Origin of the sequence: Streptomyces sp. NPDC002680 (genome assembly GCF_042889145.1) — a bacterium.
GTDB classification, from domain to species: domain Bacteria; phylum Actinomycetota; class Actinomycetes; order Streptomycetales; family Streptomycetaceae; genus Streptomyces; species Streptomyces adonidis.
The window spans coordinates 192,384-208,785 of record NZ_JBIAQP010000016.1; the positions used below are offsets into that span (position 1 = coordinate 192,384).

The 16,402-nt window shown below is 71.5% G+C and carries 15 protein-coding genes; 12 read left to right on the forward strand and 3 right to left on the reverse strand.

All coding sequences use genetic code 11. From position 1 onward, the window contains the following. Positions 1 to 213: 213 nt before the first annotated feature. Positions 214 to 381 (reverse strand): hypothetical protein, encoded by a 168-nt coding sequence (locus ACFYXF_RS36125; RefSeq protein ID WP_389356174.1) that lies wholly within the window; start codon positions 379 to 381, stop codon positions 214 to 216. 270 nt (positions 382 to 651) lie between these two features. On the opposite strand from ACFYXF_RS36125, the gene ACFYXF_RS36130 reads away from it, so the two are divergent. Then, positions 652 to 1,575 (forward strand): LLM class F420-dependent oxidoreductase, encoded by a 924-nt coding sequence (locus ACFYXF_RS36130; RefSeq protein ID WP_389356175.1) that lies wholly within the window; start codon positions 652 to 654, stop codon positions 1,573 to 1,575. Positions 1,576 to 1,621: 46 nt separating this feature from the next. Here the strand turns inward: ACFYXF_RS36130 and ACFYXF_RS36135 are convergent, their stop codons facing one another. After that, entirely contained in the window at positions 1,622 to 3,136 is a 1,515-nt protein-coding gene (locus ACFYXF_RS36135) for an alpha/beta hydrolase (protein ID WP_389356176.1), read from the reverse strand. Between the two features lie 187 nt (positions 3,137 to 3,323). Here ACFYXF_RS36135 and ACFYXF_RS36140 point away from each other — a divergent pair, with 187 nt between their 5' ends. Genes ACFYXF_RS36140 through ACFYXF_RS36185 form a run of 10 tightly spaced genes read left to right on the forward strand, consistent with a single transcriptional unit; the run spans position 3,324 to position 14,621 of the window. Beyond that, positions 3,324 to 4,592, forward strand: a complete 1,269-nt coding sequence (locus ACFYXF_RS36140) for an ATP-grasp domain-containing protein (protein WP_389356177.1) — start codon at positions 3,324 to 3,326, stop codon at positions 4,590 to 4,592. After that, positions 4,589 to 5,437 (forward strand): Rossmann-like domain-containing protein, encoded by an 849-nt coding sequence (locus ACFYXF_RS36145; RefSeq protein WP_389356178.1) that lies wholly within the window; start codon positions 4,589 to 4,591, stop codon positions 5,435 to 5,437. The genes ACFYXF_RS36140 and ACFYXF_RS36145 overlap by 4 nt, the downstream gene beginning before the upstream one ends. After that, the gene (locus ACFYXF_RS36150) at positions 5,434 to 6,525 is read left to right on the forward strand and encodes a PLP-dependent cysteine synthase family protein (RefSeq protein WP_389356179.1); all 1,092 of its coding nucleotides are present in this window, start codon (positions 5,434 to 5,436) and stop codon (positions 6,523 to 6,525) included. Before ACFYXF_RS36145 ends, ACFYXF_RS36150 begins: the two co-directional genes overlap by 4 nt. After that, positions 6,522 to 7,604 carry a dipeptide epimerase gene (locus ACFYXF_RS36155; RefSeq protein ID WP_389356180.1) on the forward strand — a complete coding sequence of 361 codons (1,083 nt, stop codon included), beginning with the start codon at positions 6,522 to 6,524 and terminating at the stop codon, positions 7,602 to 7,604. Before ACFYXF_RS36150 ends, ACFYXF_RS36155 begins: the two co-directional genes overlap by 4 nt. After that, the gene (locus ACFYXF_RS36160; protein WP_389356181.1) at positions 7,588 to 8,853 is read left to right on the forward strand and encodes an MFS transporter; all 1,266 of its coding nucleotides are present in this window, start codon (positions 7,588 to 7,590) and stop codon (positions 8,851 to 8,853) included. The genes ACFYXF_RS36155 and ACFYXF_RS36160 overlap by 17 nt, the downstream gene beginning before the upstream one ends. Beyond that, positions 8,850 to 9,635, forward strand: coding sequence for a class I SAM-dependent methyltransferase (locus ACFYXF_RS36165; protein WP_389356182.1), 786 nt, complete (start codon positions 8,850 to 8,852; stop codon positions 9,633 to 9,635). The genes ACFYXF_RS36160 and ACFYXF_RS36165 overlap by 4 nt, the downstream gene beginning before the upstream one ends. 54 nt (positions 9,636 to 9,689) lie before the next feature. Continuing rightward, entirely contained in the window at positions 9,690 to 11,273 is a 1,584-nt protein-coding gene (locus ACFYXF_RS36170; protein WP_389356183.1) for an ABC transporter substrate-binding protein, read from the forward strand. Beyond that, a complete protein-coding gene (locus ACFYXF_RS36175; RefSeq protein ID WP_389356184.1) occupies positions 11,270 to 12,223 on the forward strand; it encodes an ABC transporter permease in 954 nt (317 codons plus the stop codon). Before ACFYXF_RS36170 ends, ACFYXF_RS36175 begins: the two co-directional genes overlap by 4 nt. Continuing rightward, positions 12,220 to 13,044 carry an ABC transporter permease gene (locus ACFYXF_RS36180; RefSeq protein WP_389356185.1) on the forward strand — a complete coding sequence of 275 codons (825 nt, stop codon included), beginning with the start codon at positions 12,220 to 12,222 and terminating at the stop codon, positions 13,042 to 13,044. Before ACFYXF_RS36175 ends, ACFYXF_RS36180 begins: the two co-directional genes overlap by 4 nt. After that, the gene (locus tag ACFYXF_RS36185; RefSeq protein WP_389356186.1) at positions 13,041 to 14,621 is read left to right on the forward strand and encodes an ABC transporter ATP-binding protein; all 1,581 of its coding nucleotides are present in this window, start codon (positions 13,041 to 13,043) and stop codon (positions 14,619 to 14,621) included. The genes ACFYXF_RS36180 and ACFYXF_RS36185 overlap by 4 nt, the downstream gene beginning before the upstream one ends. A gap of 3 nt (positions 14,622 to 14,624) precedes the next feature. Here ACFYXF_RS36185 and ACFYXF_RS36190 read toward each other — a convergent pair whose 3' ends face one another. Beyond that, a complete protein-coding gene (locus tag ACFYXF_RS36190) occupies positions 14,625 to 15,242 on the reverse strand; it encodes a TetR/AcrR family transcriptional regulator (protein WP_389356187.1) in 618 nt (205 codons plus the stop codon). A 135-nt stretch (positions 15,243 to 15,377) separates the two neighbouring features. On the opposite strand from ACFYXF_RS36190, the gene ACFYXF_RS36195 reads away from it, so the two are divergent. Further along, a complete protein-coding gene (locus tag ACFYXF_RS36195) occupies positions 15,378 to 16,334 on the forward strand; it encodes an alpha/beta fold hydrolase (protein ID WP_389356188.1) in 957 nt (318 codons plus the stop codon). Positions 16,335 to 16,402: the final 68 nt, after the last annotated feature.

Here is a 16,402-nt window from a genome sequence, read left to right on the forward strand (position 1 = left end):
GAAGCGTTGAACACTGCCCGTCGCATGGTGCGTTAATTGGCCGGCTGGACGATCACTGAGAGCGACGAGGCTGCGACCGTCAAACTCCCGGTCAAAGCTTGGGCGGACTCCCCTCGCTTGGCCATCAGGGATTCGCTGGCGATCACTTTGGCTCGCCAGCGATTCCCTGGCAGGCCGACGGGTCACTTCGGCGTCTGCCACAAAAGTATGTGGCTACTCAGACCTGGGGTGATCCGCCTTGGATTCCATGGGCGAAAAACCCGCCTCAACCTGAAGGTCGGACAGATCGGCGTTCAGCGCCGCCATCAGCTCCTCCATCTGCTGCAGCAACCCCTTCGGCTGTGCGGGCCCCGCCTGCTGCGGCACGACTTCTTCGGACAATGACGGCCTCCTCGGCCACTGGCCCCCGAAGGAGCCGACGCGGGTGCGCCCCGGAAACGGGCGAGCCGACAATCGAACTGGCTGCCCGGTTGGTACCGGTGCGGGCGCCGGTCGGGCCGGCTCCGCCCGAGCCAACGATCATTGCCGGGGCGGGTCACTGGCGCGGAGCCGCACCTCACGCGCGGTTGACGGTTTTTCACCCGACCGGGGAGGCGTGGGGCAGGGGGGACCGGTGGGGTTGACCCGTGTTCGACCGTGCAGGATGGAAGCATGGATCTTCGCATCTTCACCGAACCCCAGCAAGGCGCGACCTACGACACCCTGCTCGCCGTGGCGAAGGCCACGGAGGACCTCGGTTTCGACGCCTTTTTCCGTTCCGATCACTACCTCCACATGGGCGATGTGGACGGCCTCCCCGGCCCCACCGACGCCTGGATCACCCTCGCCGGACTCGCCCGTGAGACCAAGCGCATCCGCCTCGGCACCCTGATGACGGCCGCCACCTTCCGTCTCCCCGGCGTCCTCGCGATCCAGGTCGCGCAGGTCGACCAGATGTCCGGCGGCCGGGTCGAACTCGGCCTGGGCGCGGGCTGGTTCGAGCAGGAGCACAAGGCGTACGGCATTCCGTTCCCGCAGGAGAAGTTCGCCCGCCTCGAAGAGCAGCTGGCGATCGTCACCGGCCTGTGGGGCACCAAGACCGGTGAAACGTTCAGCCATCACGGCACGCACTACGACCTCACCGACTCGCCGGCCCTGCCCAAGCCCGCGCAGGACAAGATCCCCGTACTCATCGGCGGCCACGGCGCGACCCGTACTCCGAGGCTGACCGCGCAGTACGCCGACGAGTTCAACATGCCGTTCGCCTCGATCGAGGACAGCGAGCGCCAGTTCGGCCGGGTGCGTGCGGCGGCCGAGCAGGCGGGTCGCAAGGCCGACGAGCTGACGTACTCGAACGCGCTCGTCGTCTGCGTCGGCAAGGACGACCAGGAAGTGGCCCGCCGCGCCGCCGCGATCGGCCGCGAGGTGGACGAGCTGAAGGCCAACGGCCTGGCGGGCTCCCCGGCCGAGGTCGTGGACCGGATCGGCCGGTTCGCGGAGATCGGCTCCCAGCGCGTCTACCTCCAGATCCTCGACCTCGACGACCTGGACCACCTGGAGCTGATCTCCTCGCAGGTGCAGTCGCAGCTGGCGTAACGCTTCGGCGCACGGCCGGTGCGTACAGGGGTACGCGCCGGCCACGCTACGAATCGGCCGTCACCACCGGCAGCCCCGGCCCCGCGCACCGCACATCCCCCGCCGGCACCCGTCCGTCGACCAGATACGCGGCGGCCGTCGAGTCCACGCACGCGTTGCCCCGGCTCGCGAACACGCCGTGGGAGTAGTCGTCGTCGAGGGTGACCAGGCGGGAGCCGGGCAGCAGTCGGCGCAGTTCGCGGGCGCCCTCGATCGGGGTCACCGGGTCGTGGGCGGAGGCGATCAGCAGGACGGGCGGGGCGGCGGGGCTGCCCAGGGCCGTACGGCGGGCGGGCCGGTGGTGCCAGAAGGCGCAGGCCGACGCCTCCATGCCGGTCAGTACCGGCTGAGGGTCGAGGCGGTGGGTGCGGCGGAGGTCGGCCAGGATCCGGCCGGGCGTCGGACCTGGCCCGTCGGCGCACTTCACCGTCCGGTTCGCCGCCTCGAAGGTGCGTGAGTCCGGCGAGCCGAGGGCGGTCGCGGGCCGCAGCGTGCCAGGCGTACCGTCCCGCAGATACGTACGCAGTCCGTCGGCCAGGCCCGCCCAGCGTTCGGTGCGGCCGAGGGCGCGGTAGACGGCCCGGTCGAAGGCCACCGCTCCGAACCCGTCCACGGGCCGCGCTCGGAGCCCGTCCCTCACTCGTAGATACGCGTCGCGCACGGCCTCGATGTCGTCGCCGAGGCCGAAGCGGTCCGGGTGCTGTGCGGTCCAGCCGAAGAAGGTGTCGCGCTGGCGCAGCAGTGCCCGGCTCTGCACGACGTCGAAGTCGTACCAGTCCCATGGCCCGACGACACTGTCCAGCACCATCTTCCCTACCCGGTACGGGAATTGGGTCGCGTAGGCGGCGCCCAGATAACTTCCGTACGAGACACCGAGGAAGCTCGTCCGGCGCTCGCCGAGGGCGGCACGGATCGCGTCCATGTCTCGCGCTGTCTGTTCCGTGGACAGGTACGGCAGCGACTTGTCGCCTACGCCCGTCGCGCAGTCGTCCGCGAGTGCACGCAGTGAGCGGAGGTACGCCGACTCGGCGCGGGGGTCCACGGGTACGGGGTCCGCGTCCGGCCGGTCACTGTCGAACAGGCCGCCCATCGCACCGCAGTCGACGGGTGAACTCAGGCCGGTGCCACGGGGATCGAAGCCGATCACGTCGTAGGCCCGCCGCACGCTCTCGGGCAGCTTGGCCCGCTTCGTGACGGCGTACGGCAGCCCGGAGCCGCCCGGCCCGCCCGGGTTCACCAGCAGAATGCCGCGCCGCTCGGCGGCCGTACCGGAGGCACGGACCCGGGAGACGGCGATCCGCAGCCGTGGGCCGTTCGGTGCCGGATCGTCCCAGTTCAGGGGCACGTCGAGCCGGCCGCACTCGACCGTCTCGGGCGCCGCCGGTCTCGGTACGGAGTCGGGGCAGGCACCGAAGTGGATGCGGGTGGGGGTGGGGGCCGCCTGGGCCGGGAGGGGGAGAAGAACGGCGGTGCCCGCCGCGAAGGCGCACAGCAGGGCCGTGCGGCGTGGGGGATGGGACACGGGTCTCGCAATCTCGGCAACGGCAACGGCAACGGCAACGGTGGTGGTGACGGCAATGATCGAGTCATCAGATGACAATGAAAACGATTATCGATAACGTGTCCACGGTCAAGTCCGGAGCCCTCCCTGACGGGGGCGCCTTCGCGCTGCCCCGACGGCTGTAACCGCCGGGGTGGAAAGGGGAGTTGTGGCTCATTTGCTGGTGGTCGAGAGCTGGGTCGGATCGATGAGCAGACTGCTGCCACGGGCGATCCGGGAGAGCGGGCACGAGTTCACCTTCCTCACCCGCGACCTGCACCACTACCTGCGCGGCGCGCCCGAGGGGGCCGCGCATCCGCTGCTCGGCGCCCGCAACGTGCTCACCGCCGACACCAACGACCTCGGTGAACTCCTGCCGTACGTCGAGAAGTTGCACCGGGTGCTCGGCTTCGACGGGGTGATCACCTCGTGCGACTACTACCTGCCCACGGTCGCCCGGATCGCCGGACACCTCGGGCTGCCGGGCTCCGGCCCCGAGGCCGTGGAGAACGCCTGCCGCAAGGACGCCACCCGCCGCGTACTGGCGGACGCCGGGGTGCCCGGGCCGCGCTTCGCCGTGTGCGAGGAGTGGGCCGACATCGTGCGCGAGGCGGCCGGCATCGGCTATCCGCTGGTCGTCAAACCGGTCGACCTGTGCGCGGGGATGTACGTCCGCCGCGTCGACGACGAGACCCAACTGGCCGAGGCCTGCCGGGCGTTGAACGCGTTCCCGGTCAACGCGCGGGGACAGCGGCGGCCACCCGTCGTACTCCTCGAAGAGCTGCTGGACGGGCCCGAGGTGAGCGTCGAGACGGTGTCGTACGCGGGCGCGGTCCAGGTGGTCGGGGTGACCGACAAGAGCATCGGCGGAGCGCCCGCCTTCGTCGAGACCGGCCATATGTTCCCGGCCGCGCTCACGGCCGCCGACACCGAGGCCGCCGAGCAGACCGCGCTGGGCGCCCTGAAGGCGCTCGGCCTGGTGGACGGTGTCGTGGCGCACACGGAGATCAAACTGACCTCCGTGGGGCCGCGTGTCGTCGAGGTGAACCCCCGCCCGGCCGGCAACCGCATCACCGAGCTGGTCCGCCATGTCACCGGCATCGACCTCGCCGCCGCCTTCGTGGACGTCTCCCTCGGCCACACACCCGACCTGCGCCGCACGGACACGGGTCTGCGCAGCGCGGCCATCGGCTTCCTCGTCCCGGAGACGGAGGGCACCTTGGAGACGCTGGAGTCGCTGCCCGACGCCGACCAACTCCGAGCCCAGGAAGGCGTGTTGGAGGTGCAGCTCGCCGAACCGGGAACCACCGTCAAGGCGGCGGGCAGCAACAACGAATACCTGGGCCATGTCATGGCGGCCGACCCGGACGGCCTCGGCGCGCGCGACCGTGTGGACGTCCTGCTGGATGCGCTGCGGGCCGGGCTGGTGATCCGGTGAACGCCGGACTGCGTACGCCCGCAGCTACCGACGACGTGACCTACGAGGAACTCGCCACCCGTGCCCTCGCCGGTGAACTCGGCCCCGATCCGCGTACGGAACGCATCGCCGTGGCCTTCGCCACCCGGCAGGCCGTACGGCACGACGGTCGGGGGAGCGGCTACCGCAACGAGGTGCTCAGCCTGCGGTTGGGCGCGGCCGTCGGGTCGTGTGCCGTCGAACCCGGGGAGCTGCCGGACGGCGCCATCGACGACTGTGTCGGCGCGGACGTCGCCCGGCTCCTCCAACACCCCCTGCTCCCCGTGCGCGTGGCCGCTCTCGACGCCTACCTCATGCACCTCACCCCGCACACCCCGGAGCACGGTGCCCGGACGGTACGGCTCCCGGCGGGGTCCTCGCTGGCGAAGTCGCGGGCGCGGGCGAAGACCGTCGTGGAGCTGCTCGACCTGCCGGCCGGGGCGACCGTCCTTGTCGTCGGTGTCGTCAACTCCCTGCTGGAGGCGCTGCGTTCACGCGGACTGGGATACGTGCCGTGCGATCTCAAGGGCGGCACGACGGAGTGGGGCGAGCCGGTGGTCAAGGATGCCCTGGCCGAGGTGGAGAGCGGGCGCTGTGACGCCGTACTCGCCTCCGGGATGACCCTCGGCAACGGGACGTTCGAGCCGTTGCGACGCCACGCGCTCGCGCACGGACGGCAGTTGGTGATGTTCGCCCAGACCGGCAGCGCGATCCTGCCCCGCTTCCTCGGGCACGGCGTGAGCGCGGTGTGCGCCGAGCCGTACCCCTTCTTCTGGCTCGACGGCGGCCCCGGCGCCATCCACTGTTACGGCGGCGGTGTCCGATGACTACCACTACGACCGCCGTACGGTCCGTCCCCACCGCCCGCCACGAGTTGCTTGCGCTCCTCGGTCGCACCCCGCTGGCCAGGATCACCGCTGAACTCCCGGGCCCGCACCCGGGGTTCTGGGCCAAGCTCGAAGGGCTCGGAGCGGGCGGCATGAAGGCACGCGCCGCCGTCTCCATGCTGCTCGGCGCCCGTGAACGGGACGAACTACGCCCAGGCGCACCGGTGGTGGAGTCCACCTCGGGCACCCTCGGGATCGGGCTCGCCTTCGCCGGGCAGGCCCTCGGGCACCCTGTCGTGCTGGTCGGTGACAGCGAACTGGAGCCGTCCATGCGGCAGTTGCTGCGCTCGCACGGAGTACGGCTGGAGATCGTCGATCGTCCGGCGGCCCAGGGCGGCTGGCAGGCGGCCCGTCTCACCCGCCTCCGTGAACTCCTCGCCGCACTGCCCGACGCCTACTGGCCCGACCAGTACAACAACCCCGACAACATCGCCGGGTACGCCTCCCTGGCCGCCGAACTCACCGCCCAGCTCGACCACTTGGACATCCTGGTGTGCAGTGTCGGCACCGGCGGACACAGCGCCGGAATCACCGGCCCCCTGCGCCGACGTTGGCCCGCGCTTCGGCTCATCGGGGTCGACGCGACCGGCTCCACCATCTTCGGCCAGCCCGCCAGGCCCCGTCTGATGCGCGGCCTCGGCAGCAGCATCCACCCGCGCAACGTCGCGTACGAGGCCTTCGACGAGGTCCACTGGGTCGGCCCCGCCGAAGCCGTGGACAGCTGCCGCAGGCTCGCCCGCGAGAGCTTCGTCAGCGGCGGCTGGAGCACCGGCGCCGTGGCCCGCGTCGCCGCATGGGCGGCCCGCGTCCATCCCGGCGCCGTCGTCGCGACCGTCTTTCCCGACGGCCCCCACCGCTACCTCGGCACCGTCTACGACGACGACTTCGCCCTCGCCCACGGCCTCGACCCGAGCGCGGCGGCCACCCGCCCGGTCGAGATACCGCACCCCCGTGCCGCCGAGGCCACCGGCTGGGTGCGCTGTACCCGCGTCACCGATCCGCTCTCCCCGCAGGAAAGGAACCAGTGAAGGCCAGCCTGCGCACCGTCCGCCTCGAACTCACCGAGCCACTGCGCATCTCCCGCTCCACCATGGCCGCCCGTGACGCCGTCTGGCTCGGCATCGAGCACGAGGGGCTGCGCGGCCACGGCGAGGCCGTCACCAGCGTGTACTACGGCCTCGACGCAGACACACTCCAACGGCACTTCGGCGGTGTGGAGTTGAGTCGGTTCGCCGTCCCCGAGGACGCCCTTGAGGCCCTGCGGGAAGGGAAGTTGGCGGCCGACGACGACACGCCCGCCGCTGTCACGGCCACCGTCGAGGCCGCGCTTCTCGACCTCGTCGGCAAGCGCGCCGGGGTGCCCGTGCACCGGCTGCTGGGGGCGTCGGCGGCGCCCGTCGCTGCGACCGCCCGGACGATCGGCATCACTTCGGCACGGCAGGCCGCCGACGAGGCCCGACGGCTCGCCGCGCGTGGCTTCCGGATCGTCAAGGTCAAGGCGGGGACACCGGACCCGGAGGACGACATTGAGCGCGTACGCGTCATCCGCGACGCCGCCCCCGGCGCACGGCTGCTCCTCGACCCCAACGGGGCCTGGACCGCCGTACAGGCAAGGGAGTTGCTGCCCCGGTTCGCCGAACTCGGCGTCGAGGCCGTGGAACAGCCCGTCGCCCCCGGTGACCCGGAGGCCTTCGGGACGCTGGCCGAGTGGTCGCCGGTGCCGCTCATCGCCGACGAGGACGCGGTGGACCTGGAGGACGCGCGACGGCTCGCCGGGCGCGTCCACGGCATCAACGTCAAGCTTGCCAAGTGCGGCGGGGTACACGCCGCCCTGCGTATCGCCGGGCTTCTCGCGGGCAGCGGTACGGAGTTGATGCTCGGCTGTCTCACCGCCAGCACTCTCGGCATCGCCCCCGCCGTCCACCTCGCCGACCGCGCCCGCTGGATCGACCTGGACGGCCATCTGCTGCTGGCCCGGGACCCGTGGTCCGGAGTCGGCGGCGCCGACGGCGTCGTACGGACAAGTGGCAGACCTGGACTCGGAGTTGAGGAGATCGCGGCTGGAGAGAGCGGAGCCGGGGAGGTGGCCCATGAGAACGTGGCGTGAGATGCGGCGCTTCCCGGTCGCCATCCAACTGCTCCTCGTCAACCAGCTCGGTGTCAACACCGGCTTCTACCTCCTCATCCCCTACCTCGCGACCCATCTCGGCGAGGACCTGGGGATGTCGGCGGCGGTCGTCGGCATCGTCCTGGGCGTGCGCAACCTCAGTCAGCAGGGCCTGTTCATCATCGGCGGTTCCGCCGCCGACCGGCTCGGCGCGCGCGGGGTGATCATCGCCGGGTGCGCGCTGCGGACGGTCGGGTTCGGGATGTTCGCGCTCGGCGACGGACTGCCGGTACTGCTGGCCGCGTCCGTGCTGAGCGGGCTGGCCGGGGCGCTGTTCAACCCGGCCGTCCGCGCCTATCTCGCGCAGGAGGCCGGGGACCGGAAGGCGGAGGCGTTCGCGCTGTTCAACGTGTTCGCCACCACCGGTGCGCTGGTCGGGCCGCTGCTCGGCAGCGTGCTGCTCCTGGTCGACTTCCGGGCGTCCGCGCTCACGGCGGCAGGTATCTTCGCGGTCCTCACGGTCGCCCAGGCTCTTGTTCTGCCGGCGCGGGAGGTCGAACCCGCGAAGAGCGGGGTTCTCGCCGACTGGCGCGAGGTGGTGGGCAACCGTGCCTTCGTGGCGTTCGCGCTCGCCATGGTCGGCATGTTCACCCTGGAGAACCAGCTCTACCTGCTCCTCCCGGACGGTGCCCGCCGGGCGACCGGCTGGGACGGCGCGGCCGGCCTGGTCTTCGTCGTCGGCACTCTCGCCAACCTCGCCCTCCAGCTACGGATCACGCGTTCCCTCAAGTCCCGTGGCGTGAGGGCCCGTTGGATCTCGGCGGGGCTGGCACTGATGGGGCTGGCGTTCGTCCCACCGATGCTGGCGGCGGGGTCATGGTCAGGGTCGGGGTCGGGGGAGACGTCGTGGCCGGCCGCCGTACCTGTGCTGCTGGGGGCGCTGGTCCTCTACCTCGGCGTGATGGTGGCCGGGCCGTTCGTCATGGAGCTGATCCCCGGCTTCGGCCGACCCGAACTGACCGGCACCTACTTCGGCATCTTCTACGTCGTCTCCGGCATCGCCGCCGCCGTCGGCAACACGGTCGTCGGCTGGGCGATGGACACCGGCGACCGGGGCGACGCCGAGTGGCTGCCGTGGGCGTGCTGCGCGGTGTTCGGCCTGATGTCGGCGGGCGGCGTGGCCTGGCTGCAGCGGTTGGGGGCGCTGCCGGGGAGACCGGTGGCTGTGGGGGAGAGGAGCGCGGTGTGAACAGCCGCAACCTGCTCACCGACAACCCCGAGCTGTACGAGGCCCGCTTCCCCGACCCCGACCGGCTCGCCGGGCGCTGGGCCGAGGACTGTCTGCGGCGGCAGGGCGCCGGGCCTCGGGTGCTCGACCTCGGGTGCGGTACGGGGCGGGACGCCGAGTATCTGCAGCGGGCCGGGCGTACCGTCACCGGGGCCGATCTGTCCGGGGCGATGCTCGCGTACGCCCGGGAGCGGTATCCGGGGCCCGAGTACGTCCGTGCCGATCTCACCGGGTTCGAACTGGGCGTCGGTGCCTTCGACGCCGTCGTCTGTCTCGACAGCGCGCTGCTGTACTGCCACACCAACGACCAGCTCGACGGGTTCCTCGCCTCCTGCCGACGCGCCCTCGCCCCCGGTGGACTCCTCGTCGCCGAGATGCGCAACGGGGCCTACTTCCTCGGCCGTACCGACCTGCTCGACACCCCGGTCGTCGGAGGGTTCACCTGGCAGGGCACCGCCTATCGGTCCGTCACCACGCTCACCGTCGACCGGACCGCCCAACTCCTGTGCCGGGTAAGGGACTGGACCGCAGACGACGGTACGGCGCCCGTCCAACAGCGGTCCGCCTGGCGGCTGTTGTTCCCGCAGGAGCTGCGGCACGTACTCGCCGCGCACGGCTTCGACGTACTCGAACTGCACGACGGGCCGGGGCCGCGTACCGAACCGCCCTGGCAGGAGGGCGAGTTGCCCGGCGAGGCCGTCGACGCGGACCGGCTGCACCTCGTCGCACGCCGACGGTACTGACACCCATCACTCACCACCCCCCACTCACCGCTCCCCTGACCCCCGAAGGACACCATGTACGACTTCCCTGCCCTGCGCCGACGCGGTTTCCTCGCTGCCGTGGGCGGTACCGCCGCGCTCGGTGCGCTCGGCCTCGCGGGCTGCGCCGACTCCACGGACGACACCTCCGACGACAGCGGCTCCGACAGCGGTACGCCCAGACGGGGTGGACGGCTGCGTGCCGCCTTCGCCGGTGGGGGTGCCAGCGAGACCCTCGACCCGCATCTGGCCAGCCTGTTCGCCGACGCGGCCCGTGCCAAGGCGCTCTACGACAAGCTCGCCGACTACGGCGCCGACCTCTCCGCGCAGCCCCGTCTTGCCGAGAAGTGGGAGGCCAACAAGACCCTGGACCGCTGGCAGGTCACCCTGCGGCAGGCCACCTTCCACAACGGCAAGGCGGTCACCGCCGAGGACGTGCTGTACAGCTACCGGCGGATCGCCGACCCCGACCAGGCGTTCCGGGCGAAGGCGTCCCTGGAGCCGATCGACCTCGACGCCAGCCGGGCCACGGGCACGCACGGGATCGAGTTCGTGCTGAAGCGGCCGACGGCCGAATTCCCCAACATCCTGGCCGCGTTCGGCGCCTACATCGTGCCCGACGGAGCGACCGGCACCGACTTCGACAAGAAGCCCGTCGGGTCCGGACCCTTCCGGTTCGTGTCCTTCGCGCCCGGCCGTTCCGCGCTCTTCCGCCGCTACGACGACTACTGGGAGGGCGCCCCGCACCTCGACGAGATCGAGTTCGTCGTCGCCAACGAGGAGTCGGCGCGCGTCAACGCGCTGCTCGGCGGCCAGGTCGAGTACGCCCACGAACTCAACCCGACCACCGCGCGGGCCCATGAGGGCAAGGGGCAGATCGAGATCGTGCGGCTGCGCAACAGCGCCATGCAGGGCTTCGCGATGAAGACCGACCGCGCGCCCTTCGACGACAAGCGGGTCCGCGAGGCCTTCTTCCTCATCGCCGACCGGCAGGAACTCGTCGACGGCGCACTGTCCGGCGCGGGCGTCGTCGGGAACGACCTGTTCGGGAAGGGGTACGAGTACTACGCCGCCGACCTTCCGCAGCGCACCCAGGATCTCGACCGGGCCAAGGCCCTGCTGAAGCAGGCCGGAGCCGAGAACCTCAAGGTCACGCTGGACACCTCCGCCGTCGCCGCCGGTTTCACCGAGGCCGCCGGGATCTTCCGCGACCAGGCGGCCAAGGCGGGTGTCACGATCGACGTCAAGATGGGCAGCAAGGACTCGTACTGGAGCGACATCCTCGACTCCGGCACGATCTGCTGCTACCGCTCCGGCGCCATGCCCATCGAGGCCCACATCTCGCAGCGGCTGCTCACCGACTCCACCACCAACGCGACGAAGTGGCACCACAAGGACTTCGACGCGCTCTACCAGCAGGCCCAGTCGACGAAGGACAAGACCGGGCGGACCGCCGTGTACGAGCGGATGCAGCGTCGGCTGTACGCCGAGGGCGGGTTCCTGGTGTGGGGGTTCGCCGACTGGATCCTCGGAACCGCCAGGAACGTCAAGGGGGTTGAGGAGAAGGCGCCCGCCAACTCGCTCGACTGGGCGCGGTTCGACAAGGTCTGGCTGGCGTGAGCGGACTGCGCTCCTTCGTTGTCAGGCGGCTGCTTCTCGGCGGCGCGCAGACCGTGGCAGTCGTGCTGCTGGTCTTCGCGCTCACCGAGGCGCTGCCGGGCGACGCGGCCGTCGCACTCGCCGGGGACCAGCCCGACCCGGCGCGTATCGCGGCCATCCGCGAGGCCATGCACCTCGACCGGCCAGCGTACGAACGGCTGTTGGACTGGGCGGCGGGGCTGACGCACGGGGACTTCGGTACCTCGCTGACGTCCGGGCGGCCGGTCGGCACGTACATCGAGGACGGGCTCGGGCCGACGCTGCTGCTCGCGACGATCACGGTAACGCTCCTGGTTCCGCTGGGAGTCGGGCTCGGTGTGCTCGCCGCCCGCTACGAGGGGCGGCTCGTGGACCGGCTTGTCAGCTCCGTCACCCTCGGGGTGTACGCCGTACCGGAGTTCGCCTTCGGCGTGCTCCTGGTGACCGTCTTCGCGCTCCAGTTGGGCTGGCTGCCGCCGACCGCCGTCGGCTACGGCACCGACCTGCTCGGCCATCCCGCCGCACTGGTCCTGCCCGTCCTGGTCCTGCTGTCCCGGCCGGTGTGCTCGCTGTCCCGGCTGGTGCGCGCCGGCATGGTCGACGCGCTGAACTCGCCGTACGTCGCCCAGGCACGCCGGTACGGCATCCCGGGCGTCCGCGTCCGGTACGCCCACGCCCTGCCCAACGCCGTCGCCCCGGCGGCGCAGCAACTCGCCCGCACTGTCGACTGGTTGCTGTGCGGGGTCATCGTCGTGGAGGCGCTGTTCGTGATCCCGGGTCTGGGGACCGTGCTCATGAACGCCGTCGCCGAACGCGATGTGCCGGTGGTGCAGGGGCTGGCGGTGGTGTTCGGGGTGCTGACGGTCCTCTTCAACCTGGGTGCCGATCTCGTCGCCCACCGGTTCGCGCCGAGGGCGGGGGTGGCCGCGTGAAGGGCCGTTCGCGCTTCGTGTTCGAGGCTGCCGTCATCGGCGTACCCCTCGTACTCGCCCTGCTGGGACCGCTGTTCGCGGGTGAACCGGGGCCCCGGGCCGTCTCGTTCACGCTCGGGGACGGGCACTGGCTCGGCACCGACTTCGTGGGCCGGGACGTGTGGCAGCAGGTGCTGCACGGTGGCCGGCCGGTGGTGCTGACCGCGCTCGCGGCGACCGCCCTCGCCTATCTCGTGGCGCTGCCGCTCGGCCTCATCAGCGCGCTCACACACCGGAGTTGGCTGGAGGAGCTGCTGATGCGGCCCCTGGACGTACTGCTCGCCGTGCCCTCGCTCCTCCTCATCCTGCTCGTGGCCTCGGTGTTCGAGCCGGGCGCGGTCGGGCTCGCCCTGCTCGTCGCGCTGGCCAACATCCCGGACGCGGCCCGGATCGTCCGCGCGGCGGCAGCGGAGGCCGCCGCCCGCCCGGCCGTCGAGGCGCTGCGCATGCAGGGCGAGACCTGGTGGCGCATGGCCGTCGGCCATGTCGGCCGCTCCATCCTGCGCACCCTCGCCGCCGACGCGGGCATCCGGCTCACCGGCGTGCTCTACCTGGTGGCCACGGCCGCCTTCCTCGGCGTCGGGGTCGCGCCGGACGCCGCCGACTGGGCCGTCATGGTGGACCGCAACCGCACGGGGCTGTTCGTCCAGCCCTGGGCCGTGGTCGTGCCCGCGCTGCTGATCGTCGCGCTGACGACGGGCAGCAACCTGCTCTTCGACGCGGCACTGGACCGGCGTGCCGGCAGCAATCGACCTACTGCTGAGAAGGGACGACAGGCATGAACGCCCCCGTCAACGCGTCAGCCAACGTGCCCGTCGACGCCCCTGCCGCCGAGATCGAGAACCTCCGCGTCGAGATCGATGGCAGGCCCCTGGTCGACGACGTCAGCCTCCGTCTCCTCCCCGGCCGGGTGACCGCCCTGGTCGGCGCCTCCGGCAGCGGCAAGACCACCACCGGCCTGGCCCTGCTCGGCGAACACCCGCCAGGCGCCCGGGTGTCGGGCGAGGTGCGGGTGTCCGGCGGGGGCCCCGTCGGATACGTCCCCCAGCACCCCGCCGCCGTCCTCAACCCCGCCCGCCGGGTAGGCGCCCTCCTCGACGACATCGCCCGCGAACAGGTACGGAACCTGCCCAGGTCGGCCCGCCGGACGGAGGCCCGCACGCGCGTGCTGCGCGCCCTGGCCGACGCCCAACTGCCGGAGGCGGATGCCCTGTTGCGCCGCTACCCACACCAGCTCTCCGGCGGCCAGCAGCAACGCGTGGTCCTGGCCCAGGCGCTGCTGCTGGGCGCCCGGGTCGTCGTCGCGGACGAACCCACCACGGGTCAGGACGCGTTGACCAAGAGCCGCATCGTCGACGAGCTGACGGCCGTCGCCGCCAAGGGCATCGCCGTGCTCCTGCTTAGCCATGACCTCGACGTCGTCCGCGCACTGGCCGACGAGGTGCTGGTGATGCGGGAGGGCAAGGTCGTCGAGTCGGGCCCGACGGAGCGCGTATGGCTCGCACCGCGCCATGAATGGACCCGTGAACTCCTTTCCCAGCACACACAGTTGACGGAGACGGACAGCGGCACCGCCGACCCGACCGGCGCCCCCGCCCTCCACGTCCAAGACCTCACCGCCCGCCACCACCGCACCCAGATCCTCCGCATCCCCGAACTGGCCCTCCACGCAGGCGAATGCCTGGCCCTCGTCGGCCGTTCGGGCAGTGGCAAGACCACCCTCGCCCGTTGTCTGGCCGGCCTCCACCGGGACCACGACGGCCGGGTGACCCTCGACGGCAGTCTCCTCCCACGCAGCCTGCGCGACCGCGACAAGGCCCAACTCGCCGCCGTGCAGTACGTGTTCCAGGACGCGCGGGCCGCCTTCGACGAGTACCGGCCCGTCGTCGAGCAGGTCGCGCGTACGGCCGTACGGCTGCGTGGAGCCGATGCTCCGGCCGCCGCAGCGGAGGCCCTCGCCGTCCTCGCCGAGCTGGGGCTCACCGAGGATCAGGCCCACCGGCTCCCGGGCGGACTCTCCGGCGGCGAACTCCAACGCGCCGCCCTCGCACGGGCGTTGCTGGCCCGACCCCGTGTCCTCATCTGCGACGAGATCACCTCGGGCCTGGACGCGGTCACCCGGCGGGGTCTCCTCGACGTTCTCGCCGGGCTCCGGCGCGAGCGGGGAGACCTGTCCGTCGTACTCATCACGCACGACCTGGACACGGCGTCGCTCGCCGACCGGATCGCCGTACTCGACGCGGGGGAGGTGGTCGAACAGGGGCCGGTGGCACGGGTGTTGAGCGAGCCCGCGCACCCGTTCACGCGGCGGCTGCTGGCGGCGACGAACAGGGCCACCAGCAAGGCCCAAGCGCACTAGCCATCAAGCATGCGGACCGGACTTCCGGAAAATCCGGTCCAGTTGATGAAGAAGAACCGCGACGGCGTCCTCCGCCGACCGCTGGCCCACCAGGACACTGGTCCCGAGTCCCGCGGACAGGGCGAGCAACATGACCGCCTCCTTGCGTACGTCGATGTCGGGTGCCGTCAGGCCGGCGGCCCGTGCCTGCTGGAGCAGTACCGCGAGACTCTCCTCGGCGGCGTCGGGGCTCTTGAGGAAGGGCTGGGCGGCGAGCGCCTCGTCGGTCATGGCGAGCACGGCGTACGAGGTGTAGACGAGGTGCAGTGCCCGGCTCTCCTCGTCGGTCGGGAGCGCCGCCAGCAGCAGGGCCTCGATCATCGCGCGCGGCCCGGGATCGTTCCCGGCGGCCCGCACCCGGGCGGCGACACGCTCGCCGAACCCCTCGGCGAGCTGCCGCAAGCCGTAGAGGAGCAGGTTCTCCTTGGTCTCGAAGTAGTACTGCACCAGCCGCAGCGACACCCCCGCCTCCGCCGCCACCTCCCGCATCCCCACGGCGTGCAGCCCGCGCCGCCCCGCCACCCGCACCAGGGCCCGCGCGATCTCGGTGCGTCGTTCGTCATGGTCCACGCGCTTGGGCATCCGGCACTCCGTTGATCGGCGGCTTCTGGGTGATGATACCGCTGTACCATAAACGTGATACGTTCGTATCACGAAACCGCGCAATCCCTGCACTCTCCCCGCAACCATCGGAACTCCTCAGGAGGTGGCCCCGCCGTGTCCAAAACCGCGACCAGCACCCCGGCGACCCGTGTCCCGGCCGACGTCGGCCGGTACGTGAACGACGCCCGCCGCGACCGGTACTTCGCGGCCTGCGACGCGCTGTACGCGATGGGCGCGCCCATCGACGAGGAACTGGACGTCGAGACGAGCTTCGGCACCACGCACGTCTACCGCTACGGCCCGGCCCCCTCCGTCACCTCCCGCACTCCGATCGTGCTGGTCCACGGAGCGGGCAGCTGTTCCGCGATGTGGTATCCGAACACCGCCGGACTGAGCGCCGACCGGCCCGTGTACGCGCTCGACACGCCCGGCGACCCGGGCCGCAGCGTCCAGCGCGAGGCCATCCACCAGCCGGAACGGGCCGCCCAGTGGCTGGACGAGGCGCTCGCCGCGCTCGGCCTCGACCGTGTCCACCTGGTGGGCTCGTCGTACGGCGGCTGGCTCGTCCTGAACCAGGCCCACCGCGCACCCGGGCGCCTCGCCTCCGTGACCCTCCTCGACCCGGGCGGCCTGGAGAAGGTGGGCCTGCGGTTCTTCGTCTGGATCTTCGTGAGCCTCTTCGCGACCGCCGCGCCCAAGGCGCTGCGCCCGCGCCTGGCGGCCTGGCTGGAGCAGCCTGTGCTCGTCGTGCCGGAGCTGCGCGCCATGATCCAGACCTCCGTCCGCGCCTTCCGCATCCGCCGCCCGGCCCCACTCCCGCTCACCGACGCCGAACTGCGCACCATCCGCACCCCGCTCTACCTGATCCTCGGCAAGCGCAGCCTGCTGCTCCACCCGCGACGGCAACTGGAACGCGTCCCGCGCCTGATCCCGGGCGCCCGCGCCGAAATCGTCCAGGGCACCGGCCACGCCCCCCAGATCGACCAGGCCGAACAGACCAACGAAGGCATAAGGGACTTCACGGCCGCGGTGGACACCTCGGTGGACGCCGGGGGCAGCGAAAATCCCTGAGTGTGTTCTGGGCGTTCGCTGTACGTTGTGGAAACGCGCCGAAGCAGGTCAGAGGCCCCTGAGCACCT

Excerpts from the sequence above, each read along its gene's own strand:
- ACFYXF_RS36130 (WP_389356175.1), top strand. The coding sequence starts at position 652 with ATGGATCTTCGCATCTTCACCGAACCCCAGCAAGGCGCGACCTACGAC.
- ACFYXF_RS36150 (WP_389356179.1), top strand. The coding sequence starts at position 5,434 with ATGACTACCACTACGACCGCCGTACGGTCCGTCCCCACCGCCCGCCAC.
- ACFYXF_RS36160 (WP_389356181.1), top strand. The coding sequence starts at position 7,588 with ATGAGAACGTGGCGTGAGATGCGGCGCTTCCCGGTCGCCATCCAACTG.
- ACFYXF_RS36170 (WP_389356183.1), top strand. The coding sequence starts at position 9,690 with ATGTACGACTTCCCTGCCCTGCGCCGACGCGGTTTCCTCGCTGCCGTG.
- ACFYXF_RS36185 (WP_389356186.1), top strand. The coding sequence starts at position 13,041 with ATGAACGCCCCCGTCAACGCGTCAGCCAACGTGCCCGTCGACGCCCCT.
- ACFYXF_RS36190 (WP_389356187.1), bottom strand. The coding sequence starts at position 15,242 with ATGCCCAAGCGCGTGGACCATGACGAACGACGCACCGAGATCGCGCGG.